This window comes from Pseudomonas lurida (assembly GCF_002563895.1).
Lineage (GTDB): Bacteria > Pseudomonadota > Gammaproteobacteria > Pseudomonadales > Pseudomonadaceae > Aquipseudomonas > Aquipseudomonas lurida.
The window spans coordinates 1,761,755-1,775,288 of the sequence record NZ_PDJB01000001.1; the positions used below are offsets into that span (position 1 = coordinate 1,761,755).

General features: G+C 53.2%; 12 protein-coding genes and 1 pseudogene. 7 read left to right on the forward strand and 6 right to left on the reverse strand.

Annotated elements, in window-relative coordinates; all coding sequences use genetic code 11:
• Positions 1-69: 69 nt before the first annotated feature.
• On the reverse strand, positions 70-438 hold the full coding sequence (locus ATH90_RS08030; RefSeq protein WP_098466002.1) for a hypothetical protein: 369 nt from the start codon (positions 436-438) through the stop codon (positions 70-72).
• 705 nt (positions 439-1,143) lie between these two features.
• On the opposite strand from ATH90_RS08030, the gene ATH90_RS08040 reads away from it, so the two are divergent.
• The 6 genes from ATH90_RS08040 to ATH90_RS08065 all read left to right on the forward strand — a co-directional run bounded on the left by ATH90_RS08040 (position 1,144) and on the right by ATH90_RS08065 (position 7,540).
• Positions 1,144-1,443: a hypothetical protein gene (locus ATH90_RS08040; RefSeq protein ID WP_098466003.1), complete on the forward strand. Its 300-nt coding sequence runs from the start codon at positions 1,144-1,146 to the stop codon at positions 1,441-1,443.
• 372 nt (positions 1,444-1,815) lie between these two features.
• Positions 1,816-2,034, forward strand: coding sequence for a hypothetical protein (locus ATH90_RS08045; RefSeq protein ID WP_098466004.1), 219 nt, complete (start codon positions 1,816-1,818; stop codon positions 2,032-2,034).
• A gap of 58 nt (positions 2,035-2,092) precedes the next feature.
• Complete coding sequence (locus ATH90_RS08050; RefSeq protein ID WP_098466005.1) at positions 2,093-2,326, forward strand: hypothetical protein; 234 nt, start codon at positions 2,093-2,095, stop codon at positions 2,324-2,326.
• A gap of 554 nt (positions 2,327-2,880) precedes the next feature.
• On the forward strand, positions 2,881-3,663 hold the full coding sequence (locus tag ATH90_RS08055; protein WP_065874735.1) for a DUF4253 domain-containing protein: 783 nt from the start codon (positions 2,881-2,883) through the stop codon (positions 3,661-3,663).
• A gap of 666 nt (positions 3,664-4,329) precedes the next feature.
• Entirely contained in the window at positions 4,330-5,970 is a 1,641-nt protein-coding gene (locus ATH90_RS08060) for a methyl-accepting chemotaxis protein (RefSeq protein WP_098466006.1), read from the forward strand.
• A 292-nt stretch (positions 5,971-6,262) separates the two neighbouring features.
• Positions 6,263-7,540 carry a DUF2254 domain-containing protein gene (locus tag ATH90_RS08065; protein WP_098466007.1) on the forward strand — a complete coding sequence of 426 codons (1,278 nt, stop codon included), beginning with the start codon at positions 6,263-6,265 and terminating at the stop codon, positions 7,538-7,540.
• Between the two features lie 3 nt (positions 7,541-7,543).
• Here ATH90_RS08065 and ATH90_RS08070 read toward each other — a convergent pair whose 3' ends face one another.
• On the reverse strand, positions 7,544-8,866 hold the full coding sequence (locus ATH90_RS08070) for a chloride channel protein (RefSeq protein WP_098466008.1): 1,323 nt from the start codon (positions 8,864-8,866) through the stop codon (positions 7,544-7,546).
• 105 nt (positions 8,867-8,971) lie between these two features.
• Between ATH90_RS08070 and ATH90_RS29515 the strand changes: the two are divergent.
• A pseudogene (locus tag ATH90_RS29515) lies at positions 8,972-9,196 on the forward strand (histone-like nucleoid-structuring protein, MvaT/MvaU family); the annotation flags it as partial.
• Positions 9,197-9,476: 280 nt separating this feature from the next.
• Here the strand turns inward: ATH90_RS29515 and ATH90_RS08080 are convergent.
• From ATH90_RS08080 to ATH90_RS08095, 4 genes are all read right to left on the reverse strand, one after another.
• On the reverse strand, positions 9,477-10,499 hold the full coding sequence (locus tag ATH90_RS08080) for a transketolase family protein (RefSeq protein WP_098466009.1): 1,023 nt from the start codon (positions 10,497-10,499) through the stop codon (positions 9,477-9,479).
• Positions 10,496-11,344 carry a transketolase gene (locus ATH90_RS08085; protein WP_098466010.1) on the reverse strand — a complete coding sequence of 283 codons (849 nt, stop codon included), beginning with the start codon at positions 11,342-11,344 and terminating at the stop codon, positions 10,496-10,498. Before ATH90_RS08085 ends, ATH90_RS08080 begins: the two co-directional genes overlap by 4 nt.
• A 17-nt stretch (positions 11,345-11,361) precedes the next feature.
• Entirely contained in the window at positions 11,362-12,660 is a 1,299-nt protein-coding gene (locus tag ATH90_RS08090) for an MFS transporter (protein WP_098466011.1), read from the reverse strand.
• A 99-nt stretch (positions 12,661-12,759) separates the two neighbouring features.
• The gene (locus tag ATH90_RS08095) at positions 12,760-13,509 is read right to left on the reverse strand and encodes an SDR family NAD(P)-dependent oxidoreductase (protein ID WP_098466012.1); all 750 of its coding nucleotides are present in this window, start codon (positions 13,507-13,509) and stop codon (positions 12,760-12,762) included.
• Positions 13,510-13,534: the final 25 nt, after the last annotated feature.

Consider the following 13,534-nt stretch of genomic DNA (forward strand, 5'->3'; position numbering starts at 1 on the left):
GCATTGCATTTAGCAATGACCCATCAACAACTGATTGAGCGCGGTAAGTGGCCCAATCTAAGGTTGCATTCAGTTCGTGGCGGTAGTTGTGCCGGGCGCAGGGCCTTCGCTGAACGTGTAGTTGATGACCACGTCATTTCGGATCAAGACGTCGAGGGTCTTCTGAATGCCAGTAGTCGTCACCTTCATAGTGACCACGTAGCTTTGGGCATGGGCTGAGCCATTGGTGTAGGTGTAGATCCACTTTTCGTCAGTCTCGCTGACAGCACTCTTGGCGTAGGGCTGACCAAACAGGGACTTCAACTCAGTAGTCGTCGTTTTGCCTTTGGTGATGCTCGCTACACTGGCCGACGGAAAGTCTCGTCCTGCGGTGTAGTGGGACGTAGCGCAACCGCCAAGTGCGACACAGATCCCCATTACTGCGATGAGCTTTTTCATATCCTTCCTTGATCGTAGAAAGCTCCAAATCTAGCTGGCATCTAGGCTAAAAGCCATCGCCATCTTGACCACCTGCGTTCGCGGTTGCCGACAGGGCACTGAACGCCTAAACAACAGTGCTAGTGCCTAAGATGACCAGAGGCAAACTACTAATGTCTCGATCTAAAAATTACGGGGCCAAATATACTTTTGCGTGGGAGAGATGATTTCGGTTAGCAATCGACTGGCCGTCGCTTTGGGGGCAGTAGCCGACGGGTGTTTACGGCCAAATGCCACCCTAAGTCTCTTGTCATTTTTTCCGCTTGCGTTTTTGATCACAGAAAAAGGTCAGGGGATTTATCCTTCCGGTGCGACGCCTATGAAGCCCACTGATAAAACACTTAATGTGAAACTCGACTCAGGACACCTGCCTTATGCTGCTTTTCCCAATGTAGGGCTGAAAGGGGATCAGATGATTCTACTAAATGGTACTCAGTCGATTGTGAGTTACCCCATCTGAATGCCTTTGCTTCTGCAGCGTTGAGATAGTTTGCTCAGCCATGATTTCATTTGGCTATTCGTGCTTGCCGTCTTCAATTGTCGATTGCCCGACCTTTATCTGGTGAGTAGCTTACTCCCGTCTGCGCGGTTGAGCTGCCGACGCTTGGAGCGACCCGCTATACCTGAAAGTCTACCTGTATCTACACATCGGTAAGGTACAGAGCAATGGATAAGACAATCACTGTCGATCAACTGGCTACCACCGACCTTGGATCAATCAATGAGATATGGTTGAGCGGGACGCATACCCGGCTATGCCTATGGCGTGGCGAACACGTTTTCGCACACGAAATGATGAGCGAGGGCACCCACGATCAGAATGTCCGACGTCTTTGCGTGAAGGTGGTCAACCCTGACGATCAAGCTGCAGTGGCTAACGTTGAGTTGATGGTGCGAGAACGGTTGGAAAAGATGGGGAAAGAAGGCGAGTTTTATCCGGCTGAGGAGGCGGACACACATCGATAGCACCCAGCCGCTCTGGTAAAAATAGGGTGTCGGCTAGTCGTGAGTACCTCAGTACGCCGCGTCAGGATGTGTCGCGATTTCGGCTTTATGGGCAATTGCACTAATTCTGTGTTTTGGAGCTCCTGTATTGTTCGTTCCACCAAACTATGACCCAGGCATTTGAGTGGGGTGCTAGTAGAGCCAAAGAGCTGCGGGTTGACACCACGAAAAAAATCCACAGGTACTCAGGTCTTTAAAAAGCCTCTTCAACCCCGAATCCACTAAGCTAATTGACCGTTCATCGATTCACTTGAATGCGCTCATGAATCATCGGTCACTACAGCGATGGGTACATTCCGGAATCTCCGGTGAGGCTCGTCGCAAGGCGAGCGTATGAGCGGAATCGATGATTTCAGATTCAAGTCCCACTACCTTTTAATTGAGCTAGATGCGGCAACTAGCACAATGATGATGCTTGTTTCTTCTAAGGAGGTTGCAGGAGCCAAGTGGGATGCCGCAGCTTTGCGTCATCATGAGGCCTTTCAAGCCTGGAGCTCATTTCTAAATTTCCCCTATGGTCACTTACGTGGTTCGACGCCGTCGCCTCATTAACTGGAAGACGGACAATTCTTTAGCCCGCAGCAACCGTTAAGAATTAGGGTGGAAATCCATGTTAGGCGCCAGTAAAGATACTCACCCCGCTAAACGTGTATCGGTTCATTTACTCGCCCTGATCGCGCAAGCACCTACCGCAGTTGAAGCGTTGCTCCATGATATTCGCGCGCAGGAGTTGATATTGAATCTTCAAGGAACAGAGACCATCTCCAAGCTTGACGGTGATAATCTGAGGATCCTGTGCAGGGTGGCGCTTGAGAAGCGTCTCCATAAAATTGCGAACGCGTAGGACGAAATCATCTTAGGCCATGGCGCGAGCTGGACGTCCTTGTTGGCGGCAGCGGTTGAGCATTTACGAGCTTTTGGCGTCTAGGAGAGGCCCTTTGGCCTAATGGGCGATGCTTCACCGCTAAGGTAAGGCAGAATTCGCGGGCCGTATCTACAACCGAGTAGCACAGGTGGTGCTCTAGATACGATCTTCGAGAACTCTGGGCCCATCAAGCAGGTGCCGGCTAGGCTGAAGGCTCAAGGGGCTATCTCAAAGCTGTGCTCACGTTACTGCTGACGCACCGAACTGCTACCGCACAGGTGGGCACCCGTTTAATCACGCGAAGTGTGTTGGGCAGACGCTCACTCAGTTTCTTCCCTGAGTCGATTAGAAATTGCATGGTAGGCCAGTTTCGGACACCAACATTACCTCGAATTGCGAACGTCAAAGTTAGCGTAGCGTGCTGCTATGTGATGGCAGACCTATTTCGCTCGGCGGCAGACCTTCAATGATGATCCTGGAACGCTTAGGATTACTCACTCAGTTCAGTTCCATCATGGAGAAGGCCACGGTTTATGGATATCGAATTTCGCGGTAATGGCATGCGTGAAAATCCGTCTGTAGGTACATGCGACGAGTACGGCGTGAGCGGGATTACCAGCTTTGACGATTTGACCGAAGCTCGGCGTAAGATTGCTGAAACGCACCCAGGCTTTAAGCCTCTGTTCTCGCTCGATGATCTGCACCAAGCCCGTTACACCTCGGGGCATGTGCGCAATAATTTAGGGATGGACGATGCATCGGAGCAGGACATAGCGGGTTTACCTCCAGAGTGCTTTGAGAATGGTGAATACATTGGCTATCCGACTACGAAAGCGGAGTTCGCAATCTGTCTTCGCAATTTCATGAGCCTGGTTGCAGCCACGTCCTTCGAGGATGCTTGCGCTCATGGTTTGACGTTAGATCAGCAGGCCCTCCAGGAGTGGATCGGTTACCAGAACAACCCTATCTCTCTTCTAGAGCAGCCCCTTTCAGCGCTCTTGGTGCCCGTTCAGCATTCTTGCCAGGTACTCGCCGCTTTTCCGAATGGCTATTTCACTTCCGACCTAGATCCTGCGAAAAACTTTGCGGTTGCGCGTCACTTTTCAGAAGCACATGGCTATGAGTTGATGGGTGTAGGTGCTTCTTACATCGGCTTCATTCGTGCTGAACCGCCTGATACATCCCTTGCTAACGTCGTAGCCCAAGACTTCTGTGCGCTCTACAACACTAACGATGAAGATCTACAAGCACGCATTTCCGCAGTCGCACAGGCGATCTCTGGTCGGACATATTTGTGGCTCCGTTACGTGGAGTGAGCTTCGTGCGCAGCAAAAGCCCGGCTGAATAGATACCTGAGCTTGTGAGAGGTCTGGGGTTTTTGGCAGCCATGTAGGAGGGCATTTGCTTTACGCTTTTTGTTCAGCCACGGCGGTGGTGCTACTGAGTCAAGCAAGATCTGACTGACTTACGTCTGTTGGCGAGCCGCTGTGCGCGGGCGGGCTGTCGTAAACCGAGCTCCCGCGTCCCGCCGTATCTCGGCCCTGCGGGCGTCCATCCTTCACGCCTTCGGCTGTGCCAGCCCGCGCGCTCCGCTTGCTCCGGTTACTCAGCGTTTTCCGACGTACTGTGGTTAAGCCGGATTGACGATCTCAGATTCCCAGCTGACTCGGTCTAGTGGAAGGATCAGAGAAGCATCAGCTATTCAGATTGCTTCCCACCCAACTGGGAAAGGCGGCCTTCAATGGACAAGAAGCTAAATCAGCCAAGTTGGTCTCAGTAAATATTCACCAACCCTAAAAATTGAAGTGCGAATTGTTATTAAAATTAATATTACTTGGGGTTAGTGTGATAAGCATAAGAAACAATCTATTTAAGCTGCGCGTGAGAAAAAAGCTCAATAATTATACTTGCCTGCCGATACCCTCCCTGATCAATGGCACGCCTCAAGGTTAACCAGATCTCCCCTATGAAGAGAAAGCTCTATGACTTGGTTTTTGAACTTACGCCTTGCGGCAAAATTGTCCATATCATTCTTGATATGCGCATTGATAACTATCGCGATTGGGCTCGTCGGGATGAACGGCAACTCGCGGCTGGGCGACGCGATTTCATCTGTATTTAGCAATAATATAACTTCAATTAACAAGGTAAATGAAGCTCTGCAGCAAGTGATTTATCACAATAGAGACCTATACTTGTTGCTAGCACAAAAAGCTGATGGTGCAGCTGAGAGGGAACTCGCAACCACTCAAAAATCATTATCTGATCGTCAGCGTGCTGTAGAGAAAGCATTTGCTATTTATCGTAGCACCCCGCTGCGCGATGACGAAAAGGCCTTAGGTGATAATTTTGAACGGGATTGGCCTGCTTATATAAAATCGGGAGAGAAGTTCGCCAATACGTTGATGTCGGGGGATTTGCCAGGGGCGAGATTGCAACTGATAGGAGACGTCAGCGATAAGTACGGTTTCGCTGAGAAAGAAATGCTAGGGATAATTGCATCTAACAATGATCAAGCAGACGATCTCCGAAGTGAAAGCGATGCTCTCATTCAAAGTTCTAAGCTAACGATGATTGCAGGTATGGTAATCGCGTTCGTCCTGGCAATGGGCCTGGGTCTTCTTATTACGCGACTCATTACACGGCCACTCTCCTATGCAGTATCGGCTGCGGAGCGTATTGCAGGTGGAGATCTTACGCAACGTATTGACGCAGGTAGCCAGGACGAAACCGGGAAATTACTGTCCTCCCTAGATGGGATGCAGGCGAGCCTTCGAAGCACAATTCAAAATATATCCAGTGCATCAGATCAGCTCGCCTCGGCAGCAGAAGAACTGAGTGTCGTAACGGACGAGAGCACACGGGGTCTTACTCAGCAGAACAGCGAAATTGAACAGGCTGCTACCGCTGTAAATGAAATGACAGCTGCAGTCGATGAAGTCGCTCGCAATGCCGTTTCTACAGCAGAAATATCGCAAAGAACCAATCAAGACGCCATGGCTGGCAAAAGTAAGGTTGGAGAAGCTGTTGTAGCGATTGAAGGAATGGTTGGGGAAATCAACTCATCGAGCTCGCAGGTTCAAGAGCTTGCTCATCAGACGAAAGAAATCAGCAAGGTGCTTGAGGTCATCAGGTCGATTGCTGACCAAACCAATCTCCTAGCTCTGAATGCGGCCATTGAAGCTGCTCGAGCGGGCGAGCAAGGTCGCGGATTTGCAGTAGTAGCTGACGAGGTAAGAGCTTTAGCTCATCGTACCCAATCATCGACTATTGAAATCGAGGGGATGATTAACGCTGCTCAGACAAGCGCTACCTCTGTAGTAGAAACCATGACTAAGAGTCAGAGCCAGGCAACTAACACACGTCAGCTTGCGCAGGCTGCAGGCATTGCTCTGGAGTCAATCACTGAGGGTGTAGCTGCAATCACAGAACGCAATCTGGTTATCGCAAGCGCGTCAGAAGAACAGGCACAGGTTGCTCGTGAGGTAGATCGTAACCTCGTCAACATTCAAAGCTTGTCAGCTCAAACTGCTACAGGAGCACATCAGACAAATGCCTCGAGCCACGAGCTCTCAAGGCTTGCAGTATCCTTCAACCAGTTGGTAGCCAAATTTAAGCTTTAGACCCCACAGAAAAGTGCGCTTTTGCTGGCGCACTTTTCATCTTTCGCTAAGCACGCACGGCATAACCCGACCCTTTGAAGCGGCCATTACCTGAACAAACAACGTAAACGTTTTCGCACCCCTTCTTCGTCTCGCTGCAATGGGCCGTGCAGGTGACGCTCGCAATCGCAGCAACACGGATAACTGTGAGATGCTTCATCTCTAGCCAGGATGTAAAACCAGTTTCAAATTTCCGAATAAAACTTCTGCGCTGCTCGCGACGTCCACTGACGTAGTCACTGAAGGATTGCACATGATTGCTCGTTGGCGTTGGGTAACGAATCAACTCACCAAACGGCTGTGGTTCAGAGCCTCCCTATTCTCCCTTCTAGGGGTGGCTACGGCACTGCTCGCTGTTGTATTCAAAGACTTCATTCCGGAGTCATTGCCAGCGCGCATCGGCGCAGATGCCGTAGACAAAATTCTGGGGATCATTGCCTCCAGCATGCTGGCCGTCACAACCTTCTCGTTGAGCACAATGGTCACCGCTTATGGGGCCGCGAGCAGCGGAGTGACACCGCGCGCCACCACCTTGGTAATGGAAGACACGACGACCCAAAATGCCCTTGCCACGTTTATAGGCTCATTCCTGTTTAGCCTGGTGGGGATCATCGCGTTGAGCACGGGTGCTTATGGCACGCAAGGTCGGGTGTTGCTGTTCGCAGTGACGATAATTGTGGTGATCTTGATCGTTTACACCCTCTTGCGCTGGATCGACCACCTGTCAAAACTTGGACGGGTGGGAGAAACCATCGACCGCGTCGAGAAGGCTGCGATAACGGCAATCACTCAACGAGTTCAGTGGCCCTACTTAGGCGGTTCAGCTTACCCGACCGATCTTTCGCTACCTCCTGGCGCAATCACAGTCAAAAGTGAGCTGACAGGTTACGTGCAACATATTGATGTAAGCGCACTCGGAGCTTTCGCGCAGGACGATCAAGTACAGATTTATCTGGAGGTGCTTCCGGGGACATTTGTGCACGAGGGAATGCCACTCCTGCATATTGTGAGCTTGGGCAACACGTCGGACGGTGATATCGATACTGCACGTGAGATGGTTCTAGAGGCTCTGACGATAGGCGTCCGTCGAACCTTTGAAAATGATCCACGCTTCGGACTTTGTGTTCTCTCGGAAATCGCTTCTCGCGCCTTATCGCCTGCGGTGAACGACCCAGGAACAGCCATCGATGTCATTGGCCGGGGAGTGAGGACTCTAACTTGCTGGAGCAAACCTCACGTCTCTGGCTCGCAAACAGACCAAAGGTGTAAACAGGTCTTTATCCGAGGATTGACGGTTGATGATCTGTTCGATGATTTTTTTGCCCCGATCAGCAGGGACGGTGCAGCTTTGCTGGAAGTTAACGTGCGCCTGGTGAAAGCCCTCATCAGTCTCGCTGAAATAAACCCAGCGATCTTTAAAGATCCATGCGACACGCACGTGGATCTTCTGATGACTCGTGCAGAGACCACGTTAGCGCTGCAGCATGAGAAGGATCAACTGAACGCTCTGGCTAGAACGATGACACGATAAGGTCTATCGAGCTGGATTCTTTGGCGCGGCAGCAGGTTCTGCACTCTCGAGAAAGCCTCGCGCCAATTGCTGGTACAACTCAGGGCCCATTCTCGAACTGACAGCTTTGGCGATCAGGGCTACCGCCATGAGACTGATCACCATGCTGTGGCTATCAATCATCTCCATCACAATGATTGCGGAGGTGATTGGCGACTGAGTAACTGCAGCCAGAAATCCGACCATGCAGAGTGCAATAGTGGGCTGCGCGGCCAGATGGAATAGCTCTGCGGTATTGGCGCCGACTGCGGCCCCTACAGCGAGCGAGGGGGCGAAAATACCTCCTGGAATACCAGAGAAGTAGGTCACTACGGTCGCTAAGAAGCGAGTAATGGGGGCGTGCCATGGCAGGACTACATCGGATGCGATGACCTGAGAAGTAATGCCGTACCCACTACCGAACGACATTCCGCCGCTCAACCAACCTAAGATGGCGACGACCAATCCACAGATGCCGGCAAACCACACCGGGTGCAGGCGCCGCCATTGCCAGATGATGAAGTGTGGATGCCGCTGCGGCCATAACAACATTCGACTAAACAAACCACCCAATAGCCCACATCCAATTCCTATGACTAATGCCGGGACGACAATGTCGAGGTTTATGTCCTGAATGCCGAAATGACCGAAGTAGTTGTAGTTTCCCTGCAAGGCAATGGCAACCATCCCAGAGAGGATGATGGTGCTAAGAAGAACGCCGCTGGTACGGGTCTCTAGCTTGCGTCCTAGTTCTTCTACAGCGAATGCGATCCCTGCTAGGGGCGTATTGAATGCTGCCGCAATACCCGCTGCACCTCCCGCCAGAATGAGATCCTCGCTGCGGACGATTCGCGCATTGGGCAGGAAGCGGTGGAAGAAGTGCATGATGGATGCGGCAACCTGAACTGAGGGGCCCTCACGCCCCGCCGAAAAGCCGCCGGTCAGCGCCAGAGTTCCAAGGCTTATCTTGGCGAAAGCAATGTGCAATGAAGCCAGTCTGTTAATGGGCTTACCTTGACGTGCAAGTCGTGTTGCTGCGATTACCTGAGGTATTCCGCTGCCTTGGGCGCCTTCGAAAAAGCGCGTCGTCAGCCAGACTACGAGCATGCCGATCAGTGGGGTGTAAATAAGAGGAAGCCATGCTCGCTCAGCGGTCTGTTGAGCAAACTGTGCCAGTGCCATGTCTGCCAGCCTTGCGAAAGCCACCACCAGTAGGCCTGCAATGGTTGCCGCAATCCATAACGTGACCCTGGTGCGCCAGCGCATTGAGGCAAAGCCTCGGCGTAACAGCATTATCGGTTTGATCACCCGAAGGGCTCCCTTGAAGTCGCCATATTGACCGCAAGACTAACCAAATAAGCAGCTCGTTCCAAACAGCTTTGGCGGAGTCGCTCGACAGGCTTTTTTTGCGCCCATGGGTACAGCCTGAAAGATGTGATCAATCTGCTTGATCCACAAGCAGGTCGTCGCGCTCCAGTATCCGAACCTAAAGCCAAACGCAAGGCCCGCCAGGTGAAGGTTTATAAGAACCCACACACCGGTGAAACCATTGAGACGAAAGGTGGTAATCACAGAGGCTTGAAACAGTGGAAAAGTGATCACGGCGCGGCGACTGTTGAGTCCTGGCTCAACAAGTAGTTTTAGCGCTCGAATAAAATGGGCCCGGGAGGGCCCTTTTTTTTGGTGCTTAAAAACACTAACGCGTTTGCTCTCTCGCTCCTCGTTGATCGAAAGATACCTGATGCTGTTGTATCCCTCGTACGCCGTGATTTTCTGTCGTGTAGCATCGTCAGCTACCAGACTTCCGCGCCGGTAATTAAAAGGCTGCAGGAACGGATTATGTAGTTGAGCATTTTCCTATGCCACGCAATGTAACCTTGCAAAAGGCGCCTCAAACTAAGGCGCCTTGCACAGAGGCCTACAGCCAAGCTTTGATTTGCGCACATACAGCTGCTGTTGAGATGCCATACCGATCATGTAGCGTCGGCAGTGCGCCCGCGTCCAGGAATGCGTCGGGTAAAGCGATTTGCCGGAAGGTAGGAGTTACGCCGTTACGCAGAAGTAACCCTGCAACAGCCTCGCCGAGTCCACCGATAATCGAGCTGTTTTCGGCTGTGACTACCAAACGTCCGGACTTTCGGGCTTCAGCCAAGATGGTTTGCTCATCTAGCGGCTTGATGGTTGGGACGTGTAGCACTGCGACTTCGATACCGTCCGCCTGAAGCTGCTTTGCTGCTTCCAATGAACGCATCGTCATCAGACCCGTAGAGATGATCAGAACATCGTTACCAGTGCGCAGAGTTTTGGCTTTACCGATCTCGAATTTGTAGCCGTACTCGTCCAGCACCAGCGGGACATTGCCACGCAGTAAACGCATGTAGACCGGGCCTTGATGCGCAGCGATTGCAGGCACGGCCTGCTCGATTTCCAGTGCATCGCAGGGATCGACGATCATCAGGTTTGGCATCGCGCGGAAGATCGCTAGGTCATCGGTGGCCTGGTGGCTTGGGCCATACCCTGTGGTGAGGCCGGGTAAACCGCAGACGATTTTGACGTTAAGGTTTTCTTCTGATATCGCCATGCAAATGAAGTCATACGCGCGGCGAGATGCGAACACGGCATATGTAGTGGCGAAGGGTACGAAACCTTCCCGCGCCATGCCTGCCGCAGCGCTCATGAGCAATTGTTCGGCCATCCCCATTTGATAAAAGCGATCCGGGTGTGCCTTGGCGAAGATGTGCAGGTCGGTGTACTTGGACAGGTCAGCGGAGAGACCGACGATGTCCGAGCGCTGGTCAGCCAATGCAGCCAATGCGTGTCCGAACGGGGCCGATTTAGTCGCTTGGCCTTCAGAGGCAATAGAAGCGATCATCGCCGAGGTAGTCAGGCGTTTTTTGCTTGGCTCGCCAGTTGAAGTCGGAATGTTAGCGGCGTTGCTCATTGGTCTTTTCCTTCTTCAAGGTTGCTCAGTGCCAGATCCCATTCGTGTTCTTCCACGCGGATGAAGTGGGTCTTCTCGCGGGTTTCCAGGAACGGCACGCCTTTACCCATTTTTGTGTCGCAGATGATCACCCGTGGCTGAGTGCCAGAATGATTGCGTGCGGCATCGAACGCGGTGACCAGTGCCTCCAAGTCATTGCCGTCGACTCGCTGGGTGAACCAGCCGAAAGCTTGCCAGCGATCGACGATGGGCTCGAAGGATAGGATTTCACTGGAGTAACCATCGGCTTGCTGGTTGTTGACGTCGACGATGGCGATTAGGTTGTCGAGCTTCCAGTGCGATGCCGACATCACGGCTTCCCAAGTCGAGCCTTCATTCAGTTCGCCGTCCGACAGCAAGTTGTAAACGAAGGAGGACGAGCCTTTGCGTTTGAGGCCGAGACAGGCACCCACTGCGATGCCCAAGCCCTGACCCAGCGAACCACCGGTGATTTCCATGCCGGGGGTGTAGGCGGCCATTCCCGACATCGGCAGGCGGCTGTCATCCGAACCGTAGGTTTCCAACTCATCGAGTGGGATGATTTCGGCTTCGATCAAGGCCGCGTACAGCGCAATCGCGTAGTGACCGATGGAGAGATAGAAGCGATCTCGCTGTTCCCATTCAGGATCTTCTGGCCGATGGTTCATGGCATGGAAGTAGGAGACCGCCAGCAGGTCGGCAGCACCGAGGGCCTGGCCAACATAGCCCTGTCCTTGTACTTGTCCCATTCGCAGCGCATGGCGGCGGATATTATGTGCGCGTTCAACCAGGGTCGTGGATGAAGCGAGTGAAGGATTAGTAGTCATGGTGAAACTCCATTAACTCAACGATTGACCAAGGCTGCGGGGATGCGTAGCACCAGAGCGGCGCCGGCGAACAGCACGCCGGTGATCAGGTACATGCCGATGGCGCTGGAGCCCGTGATTGTGGTGATCCAGCCGATCAGATAGGGCGAGCAGAACCCTGCGAGGTTGGCGAAGCTGTTCACCGCCGCGATGCCGGCGGCGGCAGAAACGCCACCTAGCAGCGTGGTCGGCAACATCCAGAACAATGAGGTCGCAGACAAAATGCCGGATGCGGCCAGGCAAAGACTGAGGATGGACAGGGTTGGATTTCCCCCCATTAGCGCCGCTAGGCTCAAGCCGATAGCGCCGGCAATCATCGGCACGATGAGATGCCAGCGGCGCTCACGATGCTTGTCACCACTGCGCCCAACCAACAGCATGGCGGCGATGGCGCAGAGGTAGGGCAGGCTGGTAAGAAAGCCGATATGCAGAGGGTCGGAAACGCCTGAATTACGCACTAGGGTGGGCAGCCAGAAAGTGATTGCGTACTGTCCCATCACCACGCAGAAGTAGATCGCAGCCAGTAACCACAAACGACGGTCGCGAACGAATTCGCCGACGGAGGCATGGGTGACTTTCTGTTGGTCGTCTTCCGCCAGCTCCCGAGTGATCAGGGCTTTTTCTTCGTCGTTGAGCCAGGTGGCCTGATGCACCCCGTCCTTCAGGTAACTCAGAACCAAAAGACCAACAACAACGGTCGGAACGGCTTCAATAACGAACATCCATTGCCAGCCCGCCCAGCCATGAACGCCGGCGAAGTGATTCATGATCCAGCCGGAAAGGGGGCCACCCACCATCCCCGACAACGGAATGGCGATGAACCACAACACGGTCATGCGTGCGCGACGATAGGATGGAAACCAGTAGGTCAGGTAGAGCAACAGGCCAGGCGCGAGACCGGCTTCAGCAATGCCTAGAAGAAAGCGAAGGGCATAGAACTGCCATGCGGTTTCGACGAAGGCAAACATCGCCGAGACGATGCCCCAGGTGATCATGATGCGTGCGATCCAGACACGCGCACCGACCTTGTGGAGAATGATGTTGCTGGGGACTTCGCAGAGGAAGTAGCCAATGAAGAACATGCCAGCGCCAAGTCCATAGACAGTTTCGCTGAGCGCCAGATCGTTCATCATCTGCAGTTTGGCAAACCCGACGTTGACGCGATCAAGATAGGCGCACAGGTAGCACAGCATTAGAAATGGCATCAGGCGCCAGGCAGTTTTACGGTAAGCATTGGAACGCACGGTCGAAACCGCTTCGAGCGACAGGGTTGTCATGATGGTCTGATCTCTTGTTTTTATTGACCGCCGGGACATCAAACCCGACGTATCGTCGATCCAGAACCGCACGGGCCGCGCATGCCCGCCCAGATGTACTCAGTGAATCAACATGCCGCCGTTCACATCCAGCGTGATACCTGTGAGGTAAGAGGATAGGTCGCTGGCCAGGAACAATGCTGCGTTGGCGACATCCTGTGCGGCACCGAGTCGGCCCAAGGGAATACCGTCGATGATCGCGTGGCGACGATCATCCTCCATCAAGCCGCCGGTGATGTCGGTGTGAATCAAGCCGGGTGCGATGGAGTTGACGCGAATGTTGTCTGGCCCTAGCTCACGCGCCATGGCTTTGCCCAATCCAAGAACGCCTGCCTTGGCGGCGCTGTAATGAGGGCCGCCGAAGATGCCGCCGCCGCGTTGAGCAGAAACGGAGGACATGCAAACAATGCTGCCGGAAGACTGTTGACGCATGAGCGGAATCACCGCCTGTGACATGAGCAGCGTGCCGCGCAGGCTGACGTCGAGCACTTTGTCGTAATCAGAGGGACGGATGTCCAGAGTCTTGAGGGGCTGGGTGATGCCAGCGTTATTGACGAGTACGTCGATGCGACCGAAGTGCTCTATGATTTTGGCAACGGCCTGTTGAACCTGCGATTCATCGGCAACGTTGGCGGCAAGACCGAGATGACCTTCGCCAAGAGAAGCTGCGGCATCACAAGCAGCGGACTCATCCAGGTCGAGGATCACGACGTGAGCCCCTTGTTGCGCAAAAGTGGTCGCTGTCGCGCGGCCAATGCCACGGGCAGATGCAGCACCAGTGATGATTGCGACTTTGCCTTGGAGAAGCATGTAGGAGTACCTCAAATTGTTTTTA

Bases quoted from the DNA above. Each gene is read 5' to 3' on its own strand.
- ATH90_RS08030 (WP_098466002.1), bottom strand. From the start codon at position 438: ATGAAAAAGCTCATCGCAGTAATGGGGATCTGTGTCGCACTTGGCGGT.
- ATH90_RS08040 (WP_098466003.1), top strand. From the start codon at position 1,144: ATGGATAAGACAATCACTGTCGATCAACTGGCTACCACCGACCTTGGA.
- ATH90_RS08045 (WP_098466004.1), top strand. From the start codon at position 1,816: ATGAGCGGAATCGATGATTTCAGATTCAAGTCCCACTACCTTTTAATT.
- ATH90_RS08050 (WP_098466005.1), top strand. From the start codon at position 2,093: ATGTTAGGCGCCAGTAAAGATACTCACCCCGCTAAACGTGTATCGGTT.
- ATH90_RS08055 (WP_065874735.1), top strand. From the start codon at position 2,881: ATGGATATCGAATTTCGCGGTAATGGCATGCGTGAAAATCCGTCTGTA.
- ATH90_RS08060 (WP_098466006.1), top strand. From the start codon at position 4,330: ATGACTTGGTTTTTGAACTTACGCCTTGCGGCAAAATTGTCCATATCA.
- ATH90_RS08065 (WP_098466007.1), top strand. From the start codon at position 6,263: ATGATTGCTCGTTGGCGTTGGGTAACGAATCAACTCACCAAACGGCTG.
- ATH90_RS08080 (WP_098466009.1), bottom strand. From the start codon at position 10,499: ATGAGCAACGCCGCTAACATTCCGACTTCAACTGGCGAGCCAAGCAAA.
- ATH90_RS08085 (WP_098466010.1), bottom strand. From the start codon at position 11,344: ATGACTACTAATCCTTCACTCGCTTCATCCACGACCCTGGTTGAACGC.
- ATH90_RS08090 (WP_098466011.1), bottom strand. From the start codon at position 12,660: ATGACAACCCTGTCGCTCGAAGCGGTTTCGACCGTGCGTTCCAATGCT.
- ATH90_RS08095 (WP_098466012.1), bottom strand. From the start codon at position 13,509: ATGCTTCTCCAAGGCAAAGTCGCAATCATCACTGGTGCTGCATCTGCC.